Source organism: Martelella radicis (assembly GCF_014196625.1).
Classification (GTDB): Bacteria; Pseudomonadota; Alphaproteobacteria; order Rhizobiales; family Rhizobiaceae; genus Martelella; species Martelella radicis.
This window is the reverse complement of the sequence record NZ_JACIDZ010000009.1, coordinates 63,649-85,910: the sequence shown is the minus strand read 5'-3', so window position 1 is coordinate 85,910 and position 22,262 is coordinate 63,649. Positions and strand designations below refer to the sequence as shown.

20 protein-coding genes and 1 riboswitch are annotated in these 22,262 nt (G+C 63.1%); of the genes, 12 read left to right on the top strand and 8 right to left on the bottom strand.

Annotation, left to right across the window (positions count from 1 at the left end):
- Window positions 1-9: 9 nt before the first annotated feature.
- Genes moaB through GGR30_RS13880 form a run of 4 tightly spaced genes read right to left on the bottom strand, consistent with a single transcriptional unit; the run spans window position 10 to window position 4,336 of the window.
- On the bottom strand, window positions 10-540 hold the full coding sequence (gene moaB, locus GGR30_RS13895) for a molybdenum cofactor biosynthesis protein B (RefSeq protein ID WP_183487285.1): 531 nt from the start codon (window positions 538-540) through the stop codon (window positions 10-12).
- Window positions 533-1,456, bottom strand: coding sequence for a 4-(cytidine 5'-diphospho)-2-C-methyl-D-erythritol kinase (locus GGR30_RS13890; protein WP_183487550.1), 924 nt, complete (start codon window positions 1,454-1,456; stop codon window positions 533-535). Before GGR30_RS13890 ends, moaB begins: the two co-directional genes overlap by 8 nt.
- A complete protein-coding gene (locus tag GGR30_RS13885) occupies window positions 1,456-3,264 on the bottom strand; it encodes a tetratricopeptide repeat protein (RefSeq protein WP_183487283.1) in 1,809 nt (602 codons plus the stop codon). The genes GGR30_RS13890 and GGR30_RS13885 overlap by 1 nt, the downstream gene beginning before the upstream one ends.
- A 55-nt stretch (window positions 3,265-3,319) precedes the next feature.
- Window positions 3,320-4,336, bottom strand: coding sequence for a polyprenyl synthetase family protein (locus GGR30_RS13880; protein WP_246413880.1), 1,017 nt, complete (start codon window positions 4,334-4,336; stop codon window positions 3,320-3,322).
- A 108-nt stretch (window positions 4,337-4,444) separates the two neighbouring features.
- On the opposite strand from GGR30_RS13880, the gene GGR30_RS13875 reads away from it, so the two are divergent.
- The 9 genes from GGR30_RS13875 to GGR30_RS13835 all read left to right on the top strand — a co-directional run bounded on the left by GGR30_RS13875 (window position 4,445) and on the right by GGR30_RS13835 (window position 13,726).
- Window positions 4,445-4,669 (top strand): putative signal transducing protein, encoded by a 225-nt coding sequence (locus tag GGR30_RS13875; RefSeq protein ID WP_183487548.1) that lies wholly within the window; start codon window positions 4,445-4,447, stop codon window positions 4,667-4,669.
- The gene (locus tag GGR30_RS13870; RefSeq protein ID WP_183487281.1) at window positions 4,666-5,466 is read left to right on the top strand and encodes a tRNA1(Val) (adenine(37)-N6)-methyltransferase; all 801 of its coding nucleotides are present in this window, start codon (window positions 4,666-4,668) and stop codon (window positions 5,464-5,466) included. Before GGR30_RS13875 ends, GGR30_RS13870 begins: the two co-directional genes overlap by 4 nt.
- A 69-nt stretch (window positions 5,467-5,535) precedes the next feature.
- The gene (locus tag GGR30_RS13865; protein ID WP_183487279.1) at window positions 5,536-6,402 is read left to right on the top strand and encodes a S49 family peptidase; all 867 of its coding nucleotides are present in this window, start codon (window positions 5,536-5,538) and stop codon (window positions 6,400-6,402) included.
- A gap of 10 nt (window positions 6,403-6,412) precedes the next feature.
- On the top strand, window positions 6,413-6,607 hold the full coding sequence (locus GGR30_RS13860; RefSeq protein WP_183487277.1) for a hypothetical protein: 195 nt from the start codon (window positions 6,413-6,415) through the stop codon (window positions 6,605-6,607).
- A 343-nt stretch (window positions 6,608-6,950) separates the two neighbouring features.
- Complete coding sequence (putP, locus tag GGR30_RS13855; protein WP_183487275.1) at window positions 6,951-8,444, top strand: sodium/proline symporter PutP; 1,494 nt, start codon at window positions 6,951-6,953, stop codon at window positions 8,442-8,444.
- Between the two features lie 149 nt (window positions 8,445-8,593).
- The gene (locus tag GGR30_RS13850; protein ID WP_024708011.1) at window positions 8,594-9,538 is read left to right on the top strand and encodes a glycine--tRNA ligase subunit alpha; all 945 of its coding nucleotides are present in this window, start codon (window positions 8,594-8,596) and stop codon (window positions 9,536-9,538) included.
- A gap of 54 nt (window positions 9,539-9,592) precedes the next feature.
- Window positions 9,593-10,156 (top strand): LemA family protein, encoded by a 564-nt coding sequence (locus tag GGR30_RS13845; protein ID WP_183487273.1) that lies wholly within the window; start codon window positions 9,593-9,595, stop codon window positions 10,154-10,156.
- A gap of 131 nt (window positions 10,157-10,287) precedes the next feature.
- The gene (gene aroA / locus GGR30_RS13840; protein ID WP_183487271.1) at window positions 10,288-11,553 is read left to right on the top strand and encodes a 3-phosphoshikimate 1-carboxyvinyltransferase; all 1,266 of its coding nucleotides are present in this window, start codon (window positions 10,288-10,290) and stop codon (window positions 11,551-11,553) included.
- Window positions 11,554-11,827: 274 nt separating this feature from the next.
- Window positions 11,828-13,726 carry a DUF2207 domain-containing protein gene (locus GGR30_RS13835; protein WP_183487269.1) on the top strand — a complete coding sequence of 633 codons (1,899 nt, stop codon included), beginning with the start codon at window positions 11,828-11,830 and terminating at the stop codon, window positions 13,724-13,726.
- A 5-nt stretch (window positions 13,727-13,731) separates the two neighbouring features.
- Here GGR30_RS13835 and GGR30_RS13830 read toward each other — a convergent pair whose 3' ends face one another.
- On the bottom strand, window positions 13,732-14,301 hold the full coding sequence (locus GGR30_RS13830; protein ID WP_183487267.1) for a hypothetical protein: 570 nt from the start codon (window positions 14,299-14,301) through the stop codon (window positions 13,732-13,734).
- A gap of 177 nt (window positions 14,302-14,478) precedes the next feature.
- Here GGR30_RS13830 and glyS point away from each other — a divergent pair, with 177 nt between their 5' ends.
- Complete coding sequence (gene glyS / locus GGR30_RS13825) at window positions 14,479-16,593, top strand: glycine--tRNA ligase subunit beta (protein ID WP_183487265.1); 2,115 nt, start codon at window positions 14,479-14,481, stop codon at window positions 16,591-16,593.
- Between the two features lie 131 nt (window positions 16,594-16,724).
- Here the strand turns inward: glyS and GGR30_RS13820 are convergent, their stop codons facing one another.
- The 3 genes from GGR30_RS13820 to GGR30_RS13810 all read right to left on the bottom strand — a co-directional run bounded on the left by GGR30_RS13820 (window position 16,725) and on the right by GGR30_RS13810 (window position 18,844).
- On the bottom strand, window positions 16,725-16,931 hold the full coding sequence (locus GGR30_RS13820; RefSeq protein WP_183487263.1) for a hypothetical protein: 207 nt from the start codon (window positions 16,929-16,931) through the stop codon (window positions 16,725-16,727).
- Window positions 16,932-17,112: 181 nt separating this feature from the next.
- Window positions 17,113-18,054, bottom strand: coding sequence for an ABC transporter substrate-binding protein (locus GGR30_RS13815; RefSeq protein ID WP_183487261.1), 942 nt, complete (start codon window positions 18,052-18,054; stop codon window positions 17,113-17,115).
- A 31-nt stretch (window positions 18,055-18,085) separates the two neighbouring features.
- Window positions 18,086-18,844: an ABC transporter permease gene (locus GGR30_RS13810; RefSeq protein ID WP_183487259.1), complete on the bottom strand. Its 759-nt coding sequence runs from the start codon at window positions 18,842-18,844 to the stop codon at window positions 18,086-18,088.
- A gap of 63 nt (window positions 18,845-18,907) precedes the next feature.
- A riboswitch (TPP riboswitch) is annotated at window positions 18,908-19,016 on the bottom strand.
- A gap of 202 nt (window positions 19,017-19,218) precedes the next feature.
- Here GGR30_RS13810 and GGR30_RS13805 point away from each other — a divergent pair.
- Together GGR30_RS13805 and GGR30_RS13800 are read left to right on the top strand one after the other, a co-directional pair.
- The gene (locus GGR30_RS13805) at window positions 19,219-20,592 is read left to right on the top strand and encodes a sugar porter family MFS transporter (protein ID WP_343066503.1); all 1,374 of its coding nucleotides are present in this window, start codon (window positions 19,219-19,221) and stop codon (window positions 20,590-20,592) included.
- 157 nt (window positions 20,593-20,749) lie between these two features.
- A complete protein-coding gene (locus GGR30_RS13800) occupies window positions 20,750-22,261 on the top strand; it encodes an MmgE/PrpD family protein (protein WP_183487255.1) in 1,512 nt (503 codons plus the stop codon).
- Window position 22,262 lies beyond the last annotated feature (1 nt).

Here is a 22,262-nt window from a genome sequence, read left to right as displayed (position 1 = left end):
CGGCTGGCTTCAGCCGCGCTTCAGGTGTTCATCGAGGCGCGGCATGATTTCCACGAAATTGCAGGGCATGTGACGGTAGTCGAACTGCCTTTCCAGGATCCCGTCCCAGGCGTCGCGGCAAGCGCCCGGCGAGCCGGGCAGCACGAAGACGAAAGTCTGGTTGCAAAGCCCCGCCGTTGCCCGTGACTGCACGGTGGACGTTCCGATCTTCTCGAACGAGATCCGGTGGAAGACGGCCGAGAAACCGTCCATGCGCTTTTCGAACATCGGCTCGATCGCGTCGGGCGTCACATCTCGTCCGGTAAAGCCCGTGCCGCCCGTCGTCAGCACCACGTCGACCGCATGGTTCCAGCACCAGTCCTTGACGATCGCGGTGATCGCCGCGCGATCGGCGCCGACGATGCGGCGATCGGCGAGCGTATGGCCGGCCTTGGCGATCCGCTCGGCAAGCGTGTCGCCCGAGCGGTCATCCTCGCGCGTGCGGGTATCGGAAACGGTCAGCACAGCGAAGCGGACGGGAATGAAGGGGCGTTCAGACATGATCGTCTTCTCCTTCTGCAAGGGTTGCGGTTGCCGCCACGAACCAGTCCGGCCTTGCATGCGAAAGCCGGTCGGCCGCAGCAATCGCGCTTTCGAGATCGACAAACAGCCCGAAACACGTCGCGCCCGAACCCGACATGCGCGACAGCGAGGCGCCTGCAGAGGTCAAGGCATCGAGCACGCCATGGATTTCCGGCGCGATCCGGCTTGCGGGCAATTGCAGGTCATTGCGGCTTTTCTGCACAAGCAAGAGCCAGTCCGGTGGATGGACCGGGAGGGTCTCATCGATTGCAAGCGGCGCATTATGGCGGTTTTCAAGCGCGGCGAAGACGGCGGGCGTGGCAACCGGCAAAAGCGGGTTTGCAAGAACCAGAAACAGGCGCGGAAACCCGGTCGCCGGCAGGATGACCTCGCCAATGCCGCGGGCGATCAGTGGGCGAGAGGCGAGGCACATGGGCACATCGGCGCCCAGCGACAGACCAAGCTGCGCAAGGGTATGCCACCCGAGCTTCGTGTCAAAGAGATGGGAAAGCCCCCTCAGCACGGCAGCAGCATCGGCCGAGCCGCCGCCAATGCCGGAGGCCGGCGGCAGGTTCTTTTCAAGGTGAATATGGACCGGGCCGACCTCACCGCCTGCCTGCCCGGCCGCGTCCCGCAGCAGGTTGCGCGCCTTGAGCACAAGATTGCCGGTCTCGGGATCGTCATGATGCGGCAGGTCACCGGCAAAACGGCCGGAAAGCGTGAACGCATCGCGCCGGCTCGGCGCGAAGGACAGACGGTCGCCGAAATCGGCAAAGGTCACCAGCGAATCAAGCAGGTGATAGCCATCTCCGCGCCGGCCGGTTACATGAAGCGCGAGGTTGATTTTCGCGGCGGCGCGCTCGACAACGACCGGGCCGCCATCCGGCGCGTCCATCACTGGACGCTGTCTCCGCCGCCCTCCGGCGATTGCGCCAGCGGGTTGGCGTCGTCTTGTGCGTCCACCGCCAGGCCGCGGGCGATCTTCGCCTTGATCTCGGGAATGAATTCCTCTTCCGGCTCCGCCGCAAGCGCCTTGTTCCACTGGTAGATCGCCTCGAGCTTGCGGCCGACCTGCCAGTACGCATCGCCCAGATGATCGTTGATCGTGGGATCGGCTGTATCAAGCGCGACCGCCCGTTCCAGTTCGCGCAGCGCGTCCTCGTAGCGGCCCAGCCTGTAATAGGCCCAACCGAGCGAATCAACGATATAACCGTCATCGGGACGCTGATCGACGGCCTGATTGATCAGGTCGAGACCCTCCTCGAGGTTCATGCCCTGGTCGATCCAGGAATAGCCGAGGTAGTTCAGCACTTGCGGCTGGTCCGGATAAAGCTCAAGCGCGCGCAGGAAATTCGGCTCCGCCTTGTCCCATTCCTTCAGCCGTTCATAGGCGATGCCGCGACGATAGAAGATGCTCCAGTCCTCGGGCGCGGCGACCGCGCCGATCCGGTTTGCCGCACGGTCAAGCACTTCGGCCATCTCCGCAAACCGCTTTTCGCTGGACAGGACGCCGGCGAGCGCCAGATAGCCACGCCGGTCGTCGGGCGCATCCTCGACCATGGCGTAGAGCATCTCGATCGCCTCGTCCTTGCGGTCGAGTTCGGCCAGCGCAATCCCCTGCTGCAGCTCGGCAAGGCGATACTGCGTCGCATCTTCCGGAATGCGGGAAAAATAGGAGAGCGCGCGTTCCGGCCGGTCATTCGCCGCTTCAACGACGCCGCGCAGGTAAAGCACGTCCGGCGAGCCGGGATTGAGCGCCTCGGCGAGCGCGAGATAAAGCGAGACGATATCGTCGGCCGTTCCCTGATTGAGCGCGGCGGCAACCTCGAACAGTACGCCAGCCGCGCCAGCCCTGGCCGTCTCCGGCAAGCCCATCACCGGCGCCCCCGCCTCGATCCGCTCGCGGATCGGTTCCAGCACGGCGGCATTGAGGCCGTAGGTCTCCGCGACGGAAACAGTGTCCAGCGCCTTGCGTGTATTGCCGGCCTGCTGCTCGATCGAGGCCAGTCCGATCACCGTCGCGAGCATGGTGTCGGGCGCGGTCATGCCGCCTTCGCGGTCCGTGAGCGCCTCGTTGAGATAGGTCCTCGCCCTGGCCGTCTCGCCGGAAAGGGCGGCGATCGCACCGGCATTGTAGTTGACGAAAAGGTCGTACCAGGGCGGGCCGGAAAGCGCATCCAGCCCGGCAAGAGCCGCGTCGGCATCGCCCTTGCCCGTCAGCGCCCACGCCTTCAGGAGTTGCGAGACGAGCTCGTCGAGCGCGCTTCCGCCGAAGGCGTCAAGCTGGGTGACGGCATCGTCGTAGCGCTCTTCGGAAAGTGAGGAAAGCGCAAGCGAAAGCTCGCGAAGAGGCACGAGCTGCGGTTCGTCGGTCGTTTTTGCGGCCTGGGCCTCGGCGCTTTGCAGATCGCCATTGAAGATCAGCGCGATAAAAAGCTGGTTGTTGGTTCCCGCGTCGTCCGGCCGGTATTGCAGCGCCCGGCGGAAATAGGCGATCGCCCGGTCGAGGTCGTTGTCGAAGGCAGCCGTCTGGCCGGCAAGCAGCGCCCCGGCAAAGCTTTCAGCACTCACCGCTTCCATGGCCGCGTCCAGCGCGGCCTCGCTCTTGCCACCGGTCTCGGCCGAAACCGAAAGCGGCAGCATCAGCGCGGTCGCGAAGGCTGCCGTCCTCAAGAGCCGTTTCATCGGGATCGTTTTTGTCATCCGGTACCTTTCATCGGCGATACGGTCGAAAAGACGGGCGCGCCCGAAACCGGCGTCAACTGATACGGGCGATGCAGTAGTCGATCACTTCTTCAAGCGCATGCCGGCCGGCGGACATGGGCAGGGGCGCAAGCGCCGCGCGCGCGGCCTCGCCATAGGAAAGCGCCCGGGAGATCGAATCGGAAAGCGCGTTGTGCCTGGCGATCAGCCTGCGCGCCTTCTCGAGAGCGGCATCGTCATTTTCGCCATCCTCGATCGCCTTGCGCCAGAACGCCTTTTCATCCTCATTGCCGCGCTGATGGGCGAGAATGATCGGCATCGTCACCTTGCCCTCGCGGAAATCATCGCCGACATTCTTGCCGAGATCAGCGCTGGAGCCGCCATAGTCGAGCACATCATCGACAAGCTGAAAGGCAAGACCAAGCGCCATGCCGTAATCGCGCAGCGCCTTGCGCTCAGCCTCCGGCGCGCCGGCGATGATCGGGCCGACTTCCGCTGCCGCAGCGAAGAGTTCGGCCGTCTTGCCGCTGATGACGGCGATATAGTCGGCTTCCGTGGTTTCCATCTTCTTGGCGACGGAAAGCTGCAGCACCTCGCCCTCGGCGATCACGGCGGCGGCATTGGAAAGCACTTTCAGCGCCTCCATCGAGCCGGTCTCAACCATCATGCGGAAGGCCTGGCCGAGCAGGAAGTCGCCGACGAGCACGCTCGCCTGGTTCCCCCAGATCATCCGCGCCGAAGACTTGCCGCGCCGCATGTCGCTTTCATCGACGACATCGTCATGCAGCAGCGTCGCGGTGTGCATGAACTCGACGCTGGTGGCGAGATAGACGTGATAGTCGCCGCGATAGCCGAACATCGACGCCGTTGCCAGCGTCAGCATGGGACGCAGACGCTTGCCGCCCGAGGAGATCAGATGATTGGCAACTTCCGGTATCATCTCGACATCGGAGCCGGCCTTTGACAGGATAAGCTTGTTGACACGCTCCATGTCCGCCGCGGTCAGGTCCACGATGGGCTTGACCGAGCCTGTTGGTTTGTTCTCTTTTGCCAGCGATGTAACGGCGCCCAAAGCAGCACGCTCCTGTTGAATTCTGTTAGCCGACAATAGGGAGCGGTGACGGGAGCGACAAGGGGCAAATTGTTCCTTTTCAATGAAATTCGGGAGTATGACATGGGCCTGACCAATCTGATGCGGACCAATGATGCCGTGGTTCTGGGCCTCGCCGAGAGCCTTCTGAAGGACGCCGGCATTCACTTTTTCGTGGCCGACCGGTCGATGAGCGTCATGGAAGGCTCGCTCGGCCTGCTGCCGCGCCGGCTGATGGTGGAGGAGGACCAACTGGCCGAAGCCCGCGCGATTCTGACCGAGGCGGGGCTCGGCAAGGAGCTGAAGCCTCAATGAGCGCGACGCCGGAAAAGACGGTCGACGCCTTTCACCGCGGCCGCTTTCACCTCGTCCAGCCGAAAGGCCGAGGCCACCGGGCCGGCATGGATGCCATGCTTCTGGCATCCATGGTGGACGCCTCGGGCCCTGTAAAGGTGGCGGATCTCGGCGCCGGCGCCGGCGCGGCGGGCCTTGCCGTGGCGGCGCGCCTGCCCGAGGCCGAGATCGGTCTTTTCGAGTTCTCCCCCGAGATGACGGAATATGCCCGGGAAACGCTTGCGCTTGCCGAAAATGCCGCGTTCTCGGGTCGCGTTTTTGTGCATGAAGCCGATGTGACGCTGAAGGGGGCGGCCCGCAACGCCGCCGGCCTCACCGATGACACGTTCGACCATGTGATCATGAACCCTCCGTTCAACTGGACGGCGGATCGACGCACGCCCGATGCGCTGAAGGGCGTCGCCCATGCCATGACGGACGGTCTTTTCGAACACTGGATCCGCACCGCCGGCGCCATTTTGAAGCCCGGCGGCGTGCTCTCGCTGATTGCAAGGCCGCAGTCGATCGCCGAGATCATCGCGGCATGCGGCAAGCGCTTCGGCGGGATCGAGATCACGCCGGTTCATGCGCGGAAGGACGAGGAAGCGTTCCGCATTCTCGTCTCCGCCGTCAAGGGATCGCGCGCCAGGCTCTCGCTGCGCCCTGCCCTCGTCATGCACGCAAGCGACAGCCACGCCTTCCTGCCGCTCGTCGATGACCTCAACAACGGCCGCGCATCCTATCCGCGCAACAGCGTGACGCGACGCGCGAATCTTTAGGCCTCGCCCTTGTCTTTGTCGCGGCTGCGCATACATGCGTTGAAACGATTTTTGCGAGGCGAGGACAGGATGAAGAAGCTGGTTTCCGGGTTGATCCCCAAGCGGTTCCGCAAGGACAAGACGATCATTCCGGTGGTGCGGCTTTCCGGCGCGATCATGGCCGGCGGCTCCCCCGGCCGGCGCAGCCTCAACCTCGCCTCCGTCTCGGCCGCGCTCGACAAGGCGTTTTCGTTGAAGGCAAGCCCCTGCGTCGCCATCTCGCTCAATTCGCCCGGCGGCTCTCCCGTGCAGTCGCGCCTGATTTTCAGCCGCATCCGCGCGCTAGCGGAGGAAAAGAACAAGAAGGTGCTGATCTTCGTCGAGGATGTCGCCGCTTCCGGCGGCTACATGATCGCGCTTGCCGGCGACGAGATCTTCGTCGACCCGACCTCGATCGTCGGCTCCATCGGCGTCGTCTCCGGCGGCTTCGGCTTTACCGGCCTGATCGAGAAGATCGGTGTGGAGCGGCGCGTCTATACCGCCGGCGAGAACAAGGTGATGCTCGACCCCTTCCAGCCTGAAAAAGGAAAGGACATCGCCTTTCTCAAGGACCTGCAGGGCGAAATCCACCAGGTCTTCATCCAGATGGTGAAGGAACGGCGCGGCAACAAACTCGCCGATGATCCGGACCTCTTCTCCGGCCTGTTCTGGAGCGGCATCAGGGGCGCCGAACTCGGCCTCGTCGACGGCATCGGCGAGATGCGTGCGACGCTGAAGGCGCGTTACGGCGACAAGGCGGAGATGAAGCTCGTCTCGACGCCGACCAATCTTCTCGGCCGCGCCAAGCCGGGAGTTGCCGGCATCGGCCTTTCCGCCCCGGAAATCGGCGCAGGCCTTGCTTCGGGACTTGCCGAAACGGCCGAAGAACGCGCATTATGGGCGCGCTACGGTTTGTGAGGAGGCCGCCATGGGACGGTTTATGGTTCTCGCCGCCATTGCGGGCGGCGGCTACATGCTCTACCGCAAGTTCATCAACGACGCGGAAGCCGTCACGGCGCGCGGCGAGCAGAAGCGTGCCGAGCAGAAGAACGGCGCCACAGGCACGCTGGTGAAGGATCCGGTGACCGGCGAATACTACGTGAAGAAGACCGAGGCGCCCTGAAGCGGGCGCTGTCAGTCCTCAACGCCTCGCAGGCATCGGAGGATCACCGCCGCCCTCCGCCGCAAAATTGACATTTTTCAACCGACTTGCCGCCACTTTCATCAAAGTGTTACACTTTGCTCGTGAACGGCAAAATCCAATCGCCGACAAGCTGCGAACCGTTCACGCGGAGTTGCGCAATGCGCCGATTCTGCCGGGGTAAACCTTCCTTGCCATATCCTTGGCGCGTGGGCTCTCCGGACAGGCGACTCCCCGGAAAAACGGAAGGCGCGGCAGCCGAAGGCTCTCGCGATTTCCTCTCGAGGAACCGGATCGGTTCAGTCCTCCAGAAAGGGAACCTGCCATGAGCTTCGGCGTCACTGTCAGCCTGACACTCTATTTCGTTCTGATGATCGCCATCGGCATTTATGCCTGGCGCAAATCCACGTCCAATTCCGAAGAATACATGCTCGGCGGACGACAGCTTTCGCCGGCTGTCGCCGCACTTTCCGCCGGCGCATCCGACATGAGCGGCTGGCTCCTGATGGGGCTTCCCGGCGCGCTCTTCGTATCCGGCCTGACGCAGAGCTGGATCGGCATCGGCCTTGTCATCGGCGCCTTCCTCAACTGGATCATCGTCGCTCCGCGCCTGCGCGAACAAACCGAGCGCTATGACAACAGCCTGACCATTCCGGAATTCCTGTCGAAACGCTTTCCGAGCAAGGCGATGGCGCTTCGAAGCGTGTCGGCGATCGTCATCGTTGTGTTCTTCGCAGTCTATACCGGTTCGGGCCTTGTCGCCGGCGGCAAGCTGTTCGACACTGCTTTCCCTGACCTCATTCACATCGGCAGCCTCTCCGCCTACCAGACCGGCATCATCCTGACGATGGGCATTGTACTGGTCTACACGCTGATCGGCGGCTTTCTCGCCGTCAGCCTGACCGACTTCGTCCAGGGCTGCATCATGATGCTGGCGCTCGTGATCATGCCGCTCGTCGTCGTCTACAAGGCCGGCGGCGTCGGCGTATCGGAAGCGCGGATGCTGAGCGTCGATCCGAACTTCCTGTCGATGTTCCACGGGCTGACGGTGGTCGGCTTCCTGTCCGCCGTTGCCTGGGGGCTCGGCTATTTCGGTCAGCCGCACATCATCGTCCGCTTCATGGCCGTGCGCTCGGTGGAAGACGTGCCGAAGGCCCGCAATATCGGCATGGCCTGGATGATCATCTCGCTGGCCGGCGCCGTCGGGCTCGGCATCTTCGGCCGCTCCTATGTGGTCGGCAACAATATCGACATCGCCGACCCCGAGACCATCTTCATCGTCCTGGCCAACCAGCTCTTCATTCCGCTGGTCACCGGCTTCCTGCTGGCGGCGCTTCTGGCGGCGATCATGAGCACGATCTCGAGCCAGCTTCTCGTCGCATCGTCCTCGCTGACGGAAGACTTCTACCGCCTGTTCCTGCGCCGCCATGCCAGCGAGCGGGAAATGGTCAATATCGGCCGCTTCTTCGTGCTGGTCGTCGCCATCGTCGCCGCAATCATCGGCTGGGATCCGGATTCGAAGGTTCTCGGCCTCGTCTCCAATGCCTGGGCCGGTTTCGGCGCGGCCTTCGGCCCGCTGATCATCCTGTCGCTGACATGGCGCGGCATGTCGGGCGCAGGCGCGGTTGCCGGCCTCGTCGCCGGCGCGCTGACGGTCATCATCTGGATTTCGCTCGGCTGGGGCTCGAGCTTCCTCGGCGGACCCGGCGTCTACGAGATCATCCCGGGCTTCATCGTCGCCTTCATCGCCATCTGGGTGGTGAGCCTGATGACGCCGACCAAGGACGAGTTCCGCCCGCTTTCGCCTGCTGCGGAATAGGCGAAGCTGAAAAGGGGCGGCGACATCATGCCGCCGCCCCTTCCTTTCCTTCTCGGCTCGGCCGCCCGGCCTTCCGCCACTTGACCCCTCGCCGCTTTAGTGGCACTTCACCGGTCATTCTTCCAGAGAGACCGAATGCCATGTCCGAGATGTCCGAAATAAAGCCGCATATGCACCCGAAGCGTTCCTTCCAGGGCCTGATCCTGACGCTGCAGGCCTATTGGGCCGACAAGGGCTGCGCCATTCTCCAGCCCTATGACATGGAAGTGGGCGCCGGTACGCTGCATCCCTCGACGACGCTCAGGGCGCTCGGACCGAAGCGCTGGAACGTGGCCTATGTGCAGCCTTCACGCCGGCCCGCCGACGGTCGCTACGGCGAAAACCCGAACCGTCTGCAGCATTATTACCAGTATCAGGTGCTTCTGAAGCCCTCGCCGCCGGACCTGCAGGAGCTTTATCTCGGCTCGCTGAAGGCGATCGGCCTTGATCCGCTGCTGCACGATATCCGCTTTGTCGAGGACGATTGGGAAAACCCGACGACGGGCTCCTGGGGCCTTGGCTGGGAATGCTGGTGCGACGGCATGGAGGTCTCGCAGTTCACGTATTTTCAGCAGGTCTGCGGCATCGAATGCGCGCCGGTTGCCGGCGAACTGACCTATGGCCTTGAGCGGCTTGCCATGTATGTGCAGGGCGTCGACAACGTCTACGACCTCAACTTCAACGGCCGCGAGGGCGACGAGAAGGTCACCTATGGCGATGTCTTCCTGCAGACCGAGCAGGAATATTCGCGCCACAATTTCGAATATGCCAATACCGAGATGCTGCACCGCCACTTTCTCGACGCCGAGGCAGAATGCCGTGCGCTGCTTGCAGCCGGCGCGCCCGGCGAAGCGGCAAGCCTGCACAAATGCGTCTTCCCGGCCTATGACCAGTGCATCAAGGCCTCGCATCTCTTCAATCTTCTCGATGCGCGCGGCGTGATCTCGGTCACCGAGCGCCAGAGCTATATCCTGAGGGTTCGCACTCTGGCCAAAGCCTGCGGAGAAGCCTATCTTCTGACGGAAGCAGGCGGGTTCCAGCCGGAAGCGGCCTGATCTGATCGAGGGGCGTTCTTGACCGCGCCCCGTCGCTGAGCTTGGGAGGCGCGCATGCTGACAACCCTTATCGTCCTGATCGTGATCATCGGAGCGATCGCGGGCTTCGTGATTTCGCTCTACAACGCGCTGGTGCGCGCGCGCCAGACGGCCGAAGAGGCCTGGTCCGGCATCGACGTGCAGCTCAAACGCCGCGCCGATCTCATCCCGAACCTGGTCGAAACCGTGAAGGGCTATGCGAGCCACGAGCGTGGCACGCTGGAAGAGGTTGTCGAGAAGCGCAACAAGGCGCAGTCGATCGCCGCCAATGATGTTACCGGCCGCGCCCAGGCCGAGGGCGAGCTGACGCAGGCGCTCGGTCGCCTCTTCGCGCTCTCGGAAGCCTATCCGGATCTGAAGGCCAACCAGAACTTCGCCGATCTGCAGGCCTCACTCGAAAAGACCGAAAGCGAAATCCAGATGGCGCGGCGCTATTATAACGGCGCGACGCGCGAGCTGAACGTCAAGGTCGAGAGCTTCCCGAGCAATATCGTCGCCGGCCAGTTCGGCTTTGAAAAGCGCGACTATTTCGAGATCGACGAGCCCGCCGACCGGGCGGTTCCCAACGTCTCGTTCTGAATTTTTTCGCGCGTCCGGACAAAAAACCGGCATCCACTTTTCCTGGACGCGCTCTGGTTTGTTTTACGCACGTCCGGACGGAAAACCGGCATCCACTTTTCCTGGACGCGCTCCGAATGAAAGTCTTACGCATGAACAAGGACAGGCTCACTGTCATTCCGCCCGGCCATGCCCTTTCCGGCAAGGTCAGCCCGCCCGGATCCAAGTCGATCACCAACCGCGCGCTGCTGCTCGCAGGCCTTGCCCGCGGCACCAGCCGGCTGACGGGCGCGCTGAAGAGCGACGACACGCGCTACATGGCCAATGCGCTGCGCGCCATGGGCGTTGCCGTGGACGAGCCCGACGAGACGAGCTTCGTCGTGACCGGAACGGGACGGCTGGAAGCGCCCTCCGGTCCGCTCTTTCTCGGCAATGCCGGCACGGCGACGCGGTTTCTGACGGCAGCGGCCGCAGCCGTCGAGGGCATCGTGATCGTCGACGGCGACGAACACATGCACAAGCGCCCGATCGCCCCCCTGGTGATCGCGCTCCAGAGCCTCGGCATCAAGGCGGAAGCGCCGACCGGCTGCCCGCCGGTGACGATCGAGGGGCAGGGCCATTTCGGCACGGGCCGGGTCGAGATCGACGCCGGCCTCTCCAGCCAGTATGTCTCAGCCCTCTTGATGGCGGCTCCGCTTGCGCCCGAGGGCACGACAGAGCCGGTGACGATCGCGCTGACTGGAAAGGAGATCGGCGCGCGCGGCTATATCGGCCTGACGCTGGATGCCATGGTCGCCTTCGGCGCCAAGGTCGAACAGGTGGACGAGGCGACCTGGAAGGTTCTGCCGACCGGCTACCGCGCGGCGGATTTCCACGTTGAGCCGGACGCATCGGCCGCAACCTATCTCTGGGCGGCGGAAAAGCTCACCGGCGGAGCGATCGACATCGGCACGCCGGCGGAAAGTTTCACCCAGCCCGATGCCAAGGCCTATGGCGTGATCGCCTCCTTCCCGCACATGCCGGCGGAGATCGACGGCAGCCAGATGCAGGACGCCGTGCCGACGCTTGCCGTGCTCGCCGCCTTCAACAATTCGCCCGTACGCTTTACCGGCATCGAAAACCTGCGCGTCAAGGAGTGCGACCGCACCCGGGCGCTGTCGCTGGGACTGAACGCGATCCGCGAGGGACTGGCGGAGGAAGATGGCGATGACCTCATCGTCCATGCCGATCCCGCCCTTGCCGGTCAGCATCTGCCCGCCGAGATCGACACCTTTGCCGATCATCGCATCGCCATGTGCTTTGCGCTTGCGGGTCTGAAGGTCTCCGGCATCACCATTCTCGATCCCCTTTGCGTCGGCAAGACCTATCCGGGATACTGGGACGCGCTTGCTTCGCTTGGCGTCGAATACGAAGACTGAGGAGGCCGTCATGGTGACAGCAAAACCGACGATGTCAGATTTGCGGACGCTGACCATGCGGTGGGTCTCGTGGGCTCGCGCGAACTTCGCAGCGGTACGCCCTTCAATCTCCCCCCTTGAGGGGGAGATGCCCCGACAGGGGCAGAGAGGGGTGCAGCGAAAGCCGCGCACTCTGAGTCCGATTGAGAGGGTTCACCCCCCTCTGTCGCGTTCGCGACATCTCCCCCTCAAGGGGGGAGATCGGCGGGCGCGTGGCACCGCCGTTCTTCTCGCAATGCTCCTTCTTGCCGTCACCCCCGTCCAGGCAGCCGAAGTCATCAACAGCTTCACCTCCGACGTCACGGTGGAAAAATCCGGCCTCTATGACGTCACCGAGACGATCGCCGTCCATGCGGAGGGCGATCAGATCCGGCGCGGCATTTATCGCGATTTTCCGCTGACCTTCCGCAATGACGATGGCCGTTCCGGCGAGGTGACCTTTGACCTGAAATCCGCGACCCTCGACGGCAAGCCGGTAGACCACCATACGAAGAGCATATCGGGCGGCATCCGCATCTATCTGGGGTCGGCCGATGCCACGGTTTCGCCCGGCAATCACACCTATCAGCTCACCTATGAGACCGACCGGCAGGTGCGCTATTTCGATGATCATGACGAGATCTACTGGAACGCCACCGGCAATTTCTGGGCCTTCCCGATCGAGAAGGCGACGGCCGTGATCACGCTGCCCGACGGCGTGACCCCGACGGACACGACGTTTTACACCGGCGCCTACGGCTCGCGCGACAAGAACGCCACCGTCTCGACCGATGGCAATGTTATCACCTTCGAAACAACGGAACCGCTTGGTCCGCAGGAAGGCCTTTCCGTCGTCGTCGCCGTGCCCAAGGGGGCGATCGACGCGCCGAGCGGGACCGAGAGCGCCTCCTGGTTCCTGAGCGATTACCGCAATTATTTCATCGGCTTTGCCGGTCTTTTGCTTGTTTTTGCCTATTACCTTCTGTCGTGGAGGGCGGTCGGGCGCGATCCGCCGGCCGGCATCGTCGTGCCGCGCTGGGACCCGCCGGAAGGCCTGTCGCCCGCGCTCGTTTCCTATGTCGAAAACCAGGGCTTCGGCTCCAGCCGGTTTGACGCGATCGCGGCGACGGCGATCGACCTCGCGGTCAAGGGCTTCCTGATCATCGACGAGCCGAAGAAGGGCATGACGCTGAAGCGCACCGACAAGCCTTTCGATGCCGCTTTGCCGCCCGGCCAGAAGGCGCTGCTGAAGGCCGTCGATGATGCCGGCGGCGTCTTCATTGTCGACAAGGCTCATGGCAAGTCAGTCGCTTCCATGGCAAGCGCCTTTACCTCCGCCATCACCCGTGAGCATCGCGGCGATTATTTCGTCACCAATATCGGCTACACGATCGGCGGCATAGCGCTTTCGATCCTGTCCGTCATCGCCCTTCTCGCCTTCGGCTACATCTCCAACGATGTCGTGCCGGTGCTGTTCGTTTCGGTATTCATGTCGGTCGTCATCGGCATCTTCGCGGCCTCCTTTGCCCGCAGTTTTCGCCGTCGCGGCCGCAGTTTCGGCTCGGCCGTCGGCCTCCTGATCGGCATCGGCATATTCGGCTTCTTCGCCGTCCACGCGCTCGGCGGCATGCTGATGACGCTCGCAAGCTCGCATCTTTACGCCGAGGACTGGGCGGTGATCGCCTCCGTCGGCGGCATCGTGCTGATGAACCTCCTGTTCTTCTTCCTGATGGGCGCGCCGACGCCTTCGGGACGAGAGAAGATGGACGAGATCGCCGGGTTGAAACAATATCTGACCCTTGCCGAGGCGGGCCGCATGAATATCAAGGGCGCGCCGGAAATGTCGCCGCAGCACTTCGAGACGCTGCTGCCCTATGCGGTGGCGCTCGGCGTTGAAAAGCCATGGTCGAAGACTTTTGACACATGGCTGACGGCGGCAATCGCGGCAGGCACGGCAAGCTATTATTCGCCCTACTGGTATTACGGCGATTTCCGCCACCAGAACCTGTCCGACCAGATCGGCAGCTTCTCCTCCTCCATGGCGTCAACCATGTCGTCCTCCATGCCGACACAGAACACCTCGTCCTCCGGTTTCTCCGGCGGCGGCGGTTTCTCGGGCGGCGGTGGCGGTGGCGGCGGCGGCGGCGGCTGGTAGGCGGCTCAGTCCTCGACCCTGACGAAGCTGATCGGAGACGACGTCTCGGGAAAGCCGCCATCGGCATCGTTCTGCCAGCTGAGCGGAAGATGACCGAAGGATATCCGGTCGCCCTTGATCCAGAGCCGGTCCTTCAATCTGGAACCGACCTCCGGAAAGGTGTAGGGCGCGCAGGTTTTCCCGGAAACATCACGCGACACGCCGGTTTCCCAGTCGCCGAGATCGCAGCCGGCGGAGCCGATATTGGCGTTGTAGTAGGTCGTCACTTCCGGCAGCAGCAATGTGTAAAGGAAGGGACCGGTGCGCTGGACAAAGTCGATATGGTTCTCCTGGCGGCGGGCCTCCTCGATAACGCCGCGATACTCGGCCTTCACGGTCGGGATGTCGCAGTCAGCATGCGCATAGGATTGCGCGGTGGCTGACAGAACCGACCCCTCTATCGTGACTTCGGCAATGAGGCCATGGCGGTCATTCTTGCCGATCGGCAGGCAGGCCGTCTTGTAGTGCCCCTGCGGCAGCAACGTTTCCGCCTGGGCGGGCGCGGCGGCAAGCGCCATAAGGGCGAGCGCGGACAATGGAACTGCGATTTTCCTGTTCATGCCGCATGATGAAGCCGAAAATCAGACAATTGCGTGGCGCGGCGACGCTTCCATGCCGTCGGGCCTTCCAAAACCTCTATTCCCGGATGACTTTTGCCGCCGGGCTTGCTAACACGCCGTCACCGACATTCAGACCACGATAGAAGCTGTCCCATGCCCGACCTTTTGCTTGAACTCCGTTCCGAGGAAATCCCCGCCCGCATGCAGCGCCAGGCGGCAGGCGAACTGAAGAAGCGCGTCACCGATGCGCTGGTGGATGCGGGTCTGACCTATGAGGGCGCGCGCGAGTATTTCACGCCGCGCCGGCTGGCGCTCGACATTCACGGGCTGACGGCGCGCTCGGCCGATGTGCGCGAGGAGCGCAAGGGCCCGCGCGTCGGTTCGCCGGAAAAGTCGGTCGCGGGCTTCCTGCGCGGCGCGGGCCTTGACGATATTTCCCAGGCGAAGATCCAGTCGGACCCGAAGAAGGGCGATTTCTACGTCGCCGTCATCGAAAAGCCCGGCCGCGATGCCGAAGAGATCATCCGCGACGTGATGCCCGGCATCATCCGCAACTTCGCATGGCCGAAATCGATGCGCTGGGGCGCGGCCTCTTCCGAGCCGGGCGCACTGCGCTGGGTCAGGCCACTGCAGTCGATCGTCTGCACCTTCGGCACGGAAATCGAGGAAACCAGGGTCATCGATTTCGAGATCGATGGCATTGTCGCATCGAATGTCACCTATGGTCACCGTTTCCACGCGCCGGACCCCTTCGAGGTCAGGCGTTTCGCCGATTATGCGGCAGGCCTGGAAAAGGCCTGCGTCATTCTCGATGCCGACCGGCGCAAGGACATCATCCGCGATGACGCCGCCAATCTCGCCTTTGCCAACGGGCTCGACGTGGTCGAGGACGAGGGGCTTCTGGACGAAGTGGCCGGTCTTGTCGAATATCCGCAGGTCCTGCTCGGCGAATTCGAGGAAGCCTTCCTCGAAATTCCCGACGAGATCATCCGCCTGACGATCAAGACCAACCAGAAATGCTTCGTGGTGAGGAAGCACGGCGAGGAAAGCCTCACCAACAAGTTCATCCTGATCGCCAATATCGCGGCAAGCGATGGCGGCAAGGAAATCTGCTACGGCAATGGCAAGGTCGTGCGCGCACGCCTCTCCGACGCGCTGCATTTCTGGCATATGGACCAGCGCGACCTGCCGGACCTTGCGACGCTCGAGAAATCGGCGGCGCAGTTCTGCCTCGACCTGAAAAAGCCGCTCGACCAGCGCATGGCCAAGCTCGATGCGCTGAACGTGACGTTTCATGCCAAGCTCGGCAGCCAGGGCGCCCGCGTCGACCGCATCCGCAAACTGGCAGGAGATCTGGCCCCGATCGTTGGCGCCGATGCGGCCGAGGTCGACCGCGCCGTAGTGCTTGCAAAGGCGGATCTTCGCACCGAGGCCGTCGGCGAATTCCCCGAGCTTCAGGGTGCCATGGGCCGCAAATATGCGCTTCTGCAGGGCGAGAGCGAAGACGTGGCGGCGGCGATCGAGGAGCACTACAAGCCGCTCGGCCCCTCCGATGTCGTGCCGCGCAACAAGGTCTCGCTGACGGTGGCGCTTGCCGACAAGCTCGATACGCTGACGGGCTTCTGGTCGATCGACGAGAAGCCGACCGGCTCGGGCGACCCCTATGCGCTCCGCCGCGCCGCCCTTGGCGTGATCCGCATCATTCTGGAGCGCGGCGTGCGCCTGCCGCTGCTGTCGGTCTTCGATGATCGCGACCTGCTCTCCTTCTTCCACGACCGCTTCAAGGTCTATCTGCGCGACATGGGCGCGCGCCACGATCTGATCGACGCGGTGCTGTCGGCGGATTCGGATGATCTGGAAGTCGTTGCCCGCCGGGTGGAGGCGCTGACGAAGTTCCTCGATTCCGAGGACGGCAAGAACCTTCTTTCGGGCGAAAAGCGCGCCGGACAGCTGCTGGCGGCGGAAGAGAAGAAGAAGACGCTGGTTGCCGACAAGGTCGATCCGGCGCTGTTTGAAACCGACGCCGAAAAGGCGCTCCACGACGCCATCCTCTCCGCCGCGAAGAAGGCGCGCGAGGCCTCGAAGCGGGAAGACTATTTTGCCGCCATGGAGGCGCTTTCGGCGCTGCGCGCGCCGGTCGACGCCTTCTTCGAGGATGTGCTGGTCAATGCCGAGGACGAGGCTGTGCGGGCAAACCGCCTGGCGCTGCTGGCAATGATCCGCGAGGCGACCGGGACCGTCGCCGATTTCTCAAAGATTGCCGGCTAGAGCGCCGTGCATCCATTCGGATGCACAAAGGACGCTCTAGCTTATTGAATCTGCGCATCGTGCTTTCCGAAAACCGATTCCAATTTTCGGGCCGATGCGCTGAGGGCCACCGCCCTCTGCCGACATCGCTCTCAATCGTGCCAGATCACATGCCGGACGAAGCGCAGCACCAGGTGCAGCGCCAGAAGCAGGGCGCCGACCAGAAGGGCGAGATGGGCGAGCGGGGTCAGGAGACTGCCCTCGATATCGCCCGCGACATCGCGATAATGGTAGAGGCTGAAACGGATGGTCAGGGTGGCAAGGCCGATCACCACCAGCACCAGGCCGGCTAGTTTCATGGTCCGATCTCCTTAAGGCTGACAAGCGCATGATCGAGATCGGTCTTCCTCGGGGGCGCAAAAAGGCCGCCCGTGGTTCAAACGCGACAAAAGACCGAAACGCGAAAGACGGCCATCGGGCCGCCTTCCGGTGTTTGAAACCTTCTAATATGCTTTTGTGGCGATTTGAGGCCGACGGGCCCTATTCGCCCTGAAGCGAAACCGAGATTTCCGAAACGTCGGGCGCCGCATCGATCAGCCCGTTTTCGGCCATGAAGGCGCCGAAACGCCGGTAGCGACCGGCATCGAAAGCGGCCGGGCTCTTGGCAAAGCGGGCGATGGTATCGGCGAAGGCCTTGCGGTTCAGTTCGTCGTCGAGATCGGGATAGGCTTTGGCAAATAAGGCCCAGGCCTCTTGCGGATGGTTGGTGATGAAGATCGTCGCCCGCTCGACCGCATCGAGAAAGCGCGGCAGGCGGTCATCGCCGAGAAGTTCGCTGCGGGTCACGTAGATCAGTTCGTCATAGACCGGAACGCCGTTTTCTTCGGGATAGAAGGCGCGGCCTTCCTCGCCCTCGATGGCCATCTGGGTCAGCTCGAAATTGCGGAACGCGCCGATCGTGGCGTCGACCTGGCCCGACAGCAGCGACTGGGTGAGCGCGAAATTGACATTGACCAGCGTGATGTCGTCGCGCGTGAGCCCGGTGCTCGAAAGCATGGCGGAGACGACCGCCTCCTCGATGCCGGCGACCGAAAAGCCGATCTTCCGGCCCTTGAGATCGCCAAGCGACTGCACCGGACCATCGGCCATCACCGTCAGCGTATTGAGCGGCGTGGAGACCAGCGTGCCGAAGCGCTTGATGTCGATGCCGGCGGCGTGGTCGAGATAGAGGTTCGGCTGATAGTGCACGCCGATATCGGACCGGCCGGACGCCACCATGCGCGGCACCATGGACGGATCAGCAGGCGGCACGAGGTCCACGTCCAACCCTTCGTCGGCGAAATAACCGTTCGCCTCGGCAATCACCATCGGCGCATGATCCGGGTTCACATACCATTCGAGGATGACGCTGAGCTTGTCATTGGCGGCGGCAAGACCGGGCAGAAGCGCCAGGGCGGCGATGAGGGCGAGTTTTCTGAGCATTTTATCCTCCTTGGGAGATCAGTCCGGTCACTCATTGATGCGGCGACCAGCGGGTGAAGAAGGGGGCGGCAAGATCCACCGCCTTGCGAAAAAGAACGGCCTCCAGCGCCAGGATGAACATGGCGGCAAACACCGTGTCGCTCTGCATGCGGGCATTGGCCTGCACCATGACGAAGCCGAGACCGCCGGCAGCCCCCACCCATTCGCCGACGACGGCGCCGAGGGGGGCAAGGGGTGCTGCGATCCTCAGGCCCGAGAAAAGCTGGGGCATGGCAAGCGGCAGCCGGATCAGAACGAGAAGCTGCCAGTGTCCGGCGCCATCGAGATGCGCCGCCTTGACGATGGCGCCGTCGGTGCGCGACAGCCCGTCGGCGAAATTGGAGGCGACCGGAAAGAACACGATGATCATCGTCATCACGATCTTCGAGGTGATGCCGAAACCGAACCAGAGCACCAGCATGGGCGCGATGACGAAAACGGGAAAGGATTGCAGCACGATGAGGGCGGGCCAGACGAGACGCCCGAAGCGCGGAAAGCCGGCGAGCAGGAAGGCCGAGCCCGCGCCGAACAGCGCGCCGGCGGCAAAGCCCGCAATGATCTCGCGCAGCGTGACCAGCGCCTCTGACAGAAGATAGGCATGACCGGTCCACAGCCTTGTGGCCACGGAAAGCGGGGCCGGCAGGATGTAGCGCGGCAGATGGAAGACGCTGACGACCGCCTGCCAGAGCACGACGAGCGCGAAAACGACCAGAATGAATTTGAAAAATGCGGAAAGGCTCTGCCTCAACATTCCTCTCCCCGGCGCGGCCGGGCAGCGGACGTAATAAAACAGGCTGATTTTATGGGCGTATCGCTCAACACCAAACTCCGTTCCTACGCCGGTATGACCCGGATCAGGTTCAAGGGTTCGGCGAAAGCCATCTCAGCATCTTCTGACGAAGATCGCACCCCTCGGATGGGCATATCTATGCCCGCGTCGGGCGGCACGGTCAAGGCCCGAACGCAGCCGAAGACACCGGAGCGGCCCGCCAAAGAAGCGAATTGAGTTGACAAGACGGTTGATTCTCATCTTCAAGTTGTCTGTATGCTTGGCTGCAGGCGAAATTTTCAGCTGGCATTCACAAAAAAAGACTAAGGGTCAGGAACCAGAAAAAACTGACCGGCGTGCCGGCAAGCCGGCTTCGCCTTATAATGCGGAGGAAACCTATGCTTATCGCCATCGTCATCGTGGCGGCGCTTTTCGGCATGCTCTTCGGTTTCGACCAGGGCGTGATCTCCGGCGCTTTGCCGTTCATCAAACAGGATTTCACCGTCACGGCCTTCATGGAGGGCGTGATCACCTCGGCCGTGCCGCTCGGCGCGGTGGCGGGCACCCTGCTCGCCATGGTCACCACCGACCGCTACGGACGAAAGCCGATGCTGATCCTCGGCGCGGTGATCTTTCTCGTCGGCTCGCTGATTTCGGCTTTCGCCTTCAACCAGTATGTGCTGACGCTCGCCCGCCTTCTGATCGGCGTCGGCATCGGCGCCTCGGCCATGACCGCGCCGATGTTTCTGGCGGAAGTGGCGCCGGCGCGCATCCGCGGCACGATCGTCTCGGCCTTCCAGCTGATGATCACCATCGGCATCATGATTTCCTATATGTCGGACGCGGCCTTCGGCGGTTCGGGCGACTGGCGCTGGATGATCGGCGTCGGCGTATTCCCGTCGATCATCGCCCTTGTCGGCATCCTTCTGTCGCCGGAAACGCCGCGCTGGCTGACGCTGAATTCGAACGCCGACAAGGCGCGCGACATCATCGTCAAGCTGCAGCCGGAGAGTTCCGATGCCGAGGTCGACCAGATCATCGCCGAGATCAAGGAAAGCGCGAAGGACGAGGAAGCAGCGCCCGCCTGGAGCACCTTCCTGAAGAAAGGCATCCTGCCGGTCACGAGCTTTGCCATGATCGTGTTCGTGCTGCAGCAGCTTTCCGGCATCAACGCGATCATCTATTACGCTCCTGAAATCTTCAAGAATGCGGGCTTTTCCGGCACCACGACCGATCTTCTGGCGACCGTCGGCATCGGCGTCGTCAATGTGGCGCTGACGGTCGTTGCCATGTATCTGGTGGAATCCATGGGCCGGCGCAAACTGCTGATCATGGGCTTTTTCGGCACTGCCGCCTCGATGGCGCTGGTAACCGTCGCGACCATGATGGATATCGCCGCGACGCCCTATCTGGCCATGATCGGGATTTTCGCCTTCATCGCCTTTTTCGCCGTCAGCCTCGGTCCGTTGCCCTGGCTCTACATGTCGGAACTGTTCCCGCTCAGACTGCGCCCGCGCGGCATGGCGCTCGCATCGATCGCCAACTGGTTCTTCAACTTCATCGTCGCCCTGCTCTTCCCCGAGCTTCTGGCGGGCATCGGCATTGTCGGGACCTTCGCGATCTTCACGGGTTTCTGCGTGATCGGCATTTTCTACGCCATCGCGGTCGCGCCGGAGACCAAGGGCGTCACGCTCGAGGAGATCGAGCAGCGCACCGTCGCCGCGGACTGATCGGCCCGCATCGCCTGATGATCGACGGCCCGCCGCGCGCGGGCCGTTTTGCCTTCAGCCGCCAAATTGCCTAAGACTAATGGCTGCATTGCCGCCGATGGACAATCGGCGCCAAACAGTCGAAAACGGCGTTGGCATTGAAGCGGGAGGAGACGTCATGCACAACCACACTGTGCGCACCCACACATCATCTGAAAACCTCAAACGCGAAGACCAGCTTGCCTGGAAGATCGCCGAAGTCGCGGCAGACCCGGTGGCGCTTGACGATGACGTGGTGGAGATGATCGGCAACCGGATCATCGACAATGCCGCCGTGGCCGCCGCCTCCATTGCCCGCAGGCCAGCCGTCAGCGCCCGCGCGCAGGCAACCGCCCATCCGTTTACCCCCGGCGCGACGATCTTCGGCCTTGCCGCCGACAAGCGCTTTTCCCCGGAATGGGCCGCCTGGGCCAATGGCGTCGCCGTGCGCGAGCTTGACTATCACGACACCTTCCTTGCGGCGGACTATTCGCACCCCGGCGACAATATTCCGCCGATCCTGGCCGTCGCCCAGCATTGCGGACTTTCCGGCGAGGCGCTCGCGCGCGGTATTGCCACCGGCTATGAAATCCAGGTCGATCTCGTCCGCGGCATCTGCCTGCATGAGCACAAGATCGACCATATCGCCCATCTCGGCCCGGCGGCGGCTGCCGGCATCGGCACCGCGCTCGGGCTCGATACCGAGACCATCTACCAGGCCGTGCAGCAGGCGCTGCATGTCACGACCACGACGCGCCAGTCGCGCAAGGGCGAGATCTCGAGCTGGAAAGCCTATGCGCCGGCCTTTGCCGGCAAGATGGCGGTCGAGGCCGTTGACCGGGTGATGCGCGGCGAAGGCGCGCCCTCTCCGGCCTGGGAGGGCGAGGACGGCTTCATCGCCTATCTTCTCTCCGGCCCCGGCGCCGAATACACCGTGCCGCTGCCGGAAAAGGGCGAAGCAAAACGCGCCATCATGGATACCTATACCAAGGAGCATTCGGCCGAATACCAGAGCCAGGCGCTGATCGACCTTGCCCGCCGCATGGGCCCCGCGATCGGCGATCTTTCCAAGGTCAAGTCGATCCTGATCGAAACCAGCCACCACACCCACTATGTGATCGGCACCGGCGCCAACGACCCGCAGAAGATGGACCCGAATGCAAGCCGCGAGACGCTCGACCATTCGATCATGTACATCTTCGCCGTGGCGCTTGAGGATGGCGGCTGGCACCACGAGCGCTCCTATGCGCCGGAACGAGCCAAACGCCCGGAAACCGTTGCGCTGTGGCACAAGATCACCACGGCCGAGAACCCGGAATGGACGCGACGCTATCACAGCCATGATCCTGCGGAAAAAGCCTTCGGCGGCCATGTGATCGTCACCATGGAAGGCGGACGGATCATCGAGGACCAGTTGGCCATCGCCGATGCCAACCCGCTCGGAAGCCGACCGTTTTCGCGGCCCGATTATGTGAAGAAATTCCGCATGCTGGCCCATGGCGTGGTGTCGGCCGGCGAACAGGACCGTTTCCTCGCCACCGTCGAACGGCTGACCTCGCTTGCCCCGGAGGAGCTTTCCGGGCTGAATTTCGTCGTGTCGCCCGACAAGCTCGGCGCGCCGGCAAGGACGGGCATTTTCGACTGGAGATGAG

What these genes read in the sequence shown, in the direction of transcription:
- moaB (WP_183487285.1), bottom strand. Translation starts at nt 540, where the DNA reads ATGTCTGAACGCCCCTTCATTCCCGTCCGCTTCGCTGTGCTGACCGTT.
- GGR30_RS13890 (WP_183487550.1), bottom strand. Translation starts at nt 1,456, where the DNA reads ATGGACGCGCCGGATGGCGGCCCGGTCGTTGTCGAGCGCGCCGCCGCG.
- GGR30_RS13885 (WP_183487283.1), bottom strand. Translation starts at nt 3,264, where the DNA reads ATGACAAAAACGATCCCGATGAAACGGCTCTTGAGGACGGCAGCCTTC.
- GGR30_RS13870 (WP_183487281.1), top strand. Translation starts at nt 4,666, where the DNA reads ATGAGCGCGACGCCGGAAAAGACGGTCGACGCCTTTCACCGCGGCCGC.
- GGR30_RS13865 (WP_183487279.1), top strand. Translation starts at nt 5,536, where the DNA reads ATGAAGAAGCTGGTTTCCGGGTTGATCCCCAAGCGGTTCCGCAAGGAC.
- GGR30_RS13860 (WP_183487277.1), top strand. Translation starts at nt 6,413, where the DNA reads ATGGGACGGTTTATGGTTCTCGCCGCCATTGCGGGCGGCGGCTACATG.
- putP (WP_183487275.1), top strand. Translation starts at nt 6,951, where the DNA reads ATGAGCTTCGGCGTCACTGTCAGCCTGACACTCTATTTCGTTCTGATG.
- GGR30_RS13850 (WP_024708011.1), top strand. Translation starts at nt 8,594, where the DNA reads ATGTCCGAAATAAAGCCGCATATGCACCCGAAGCGTTCCTTCCAGGGC.
- GGR30_RS13845 (WP_183487273.1), top strand. Translation starts at nt 9,593, where the DNA reads ATGCTGACAACCCTTATCGTCCTGATCGTGATCATCGGAGCGATCGCG.
- aroA (WP_183487271.1), top strand. Translation starts at nt 10,288, where the DNA reads ATGAACAAGGACAGGCTCACTGTCATTCCGCCCGGCCATGCCCTTTCC.
- GGR30_RS13835 (WP_183487269.1), top strand. Translation starts at nt 11,828, where the DNA reads ATGCTCCTTCTTGCCGTCACCCCCGTCCAGGCAGCCGAAGTCATCAAC.
- glyS (WP_183487265.1), top strand. Translation starts at nt 14,479, where the DNA reads ATGCCCGACCTTTTGCTTGAACTCCGTTCCGAGGAAATCCCCGCCCGC.
- GGR30_RS13820 (WP_183487263.1), bottom strand. Translation starts at nt 16,931, where the DNA reads ATGAAACTAGCCGGCCTGGTGCTGGTGGTGATCGGCCTTGCCACCCTG.
- GGR30_RS13815 (WP_183487261.1), bottom strand. Translation starts at nt 18,054, where the DNA reads ATGCTCAGAAAACTCGCCCTCATCGCCGCCCTGGCGCTTCTGCCCGGT.
- GGR30_RS13810 (WP_183487259.1), bottom strand. Translation starts at nt 18,844, where the DNA reads ATGTTGAGGCAGAGCCTTTCCGCATTTTTCAAATTCATTCTGGTCGTT.
- GGR30_RS13800 (WP_183487255.1), top strand. Translation starts at nt 20,750, where the DNA reads ATGCACAACCACACTGTGCGCACCCACACATCATCTGAAAACCTCAAA.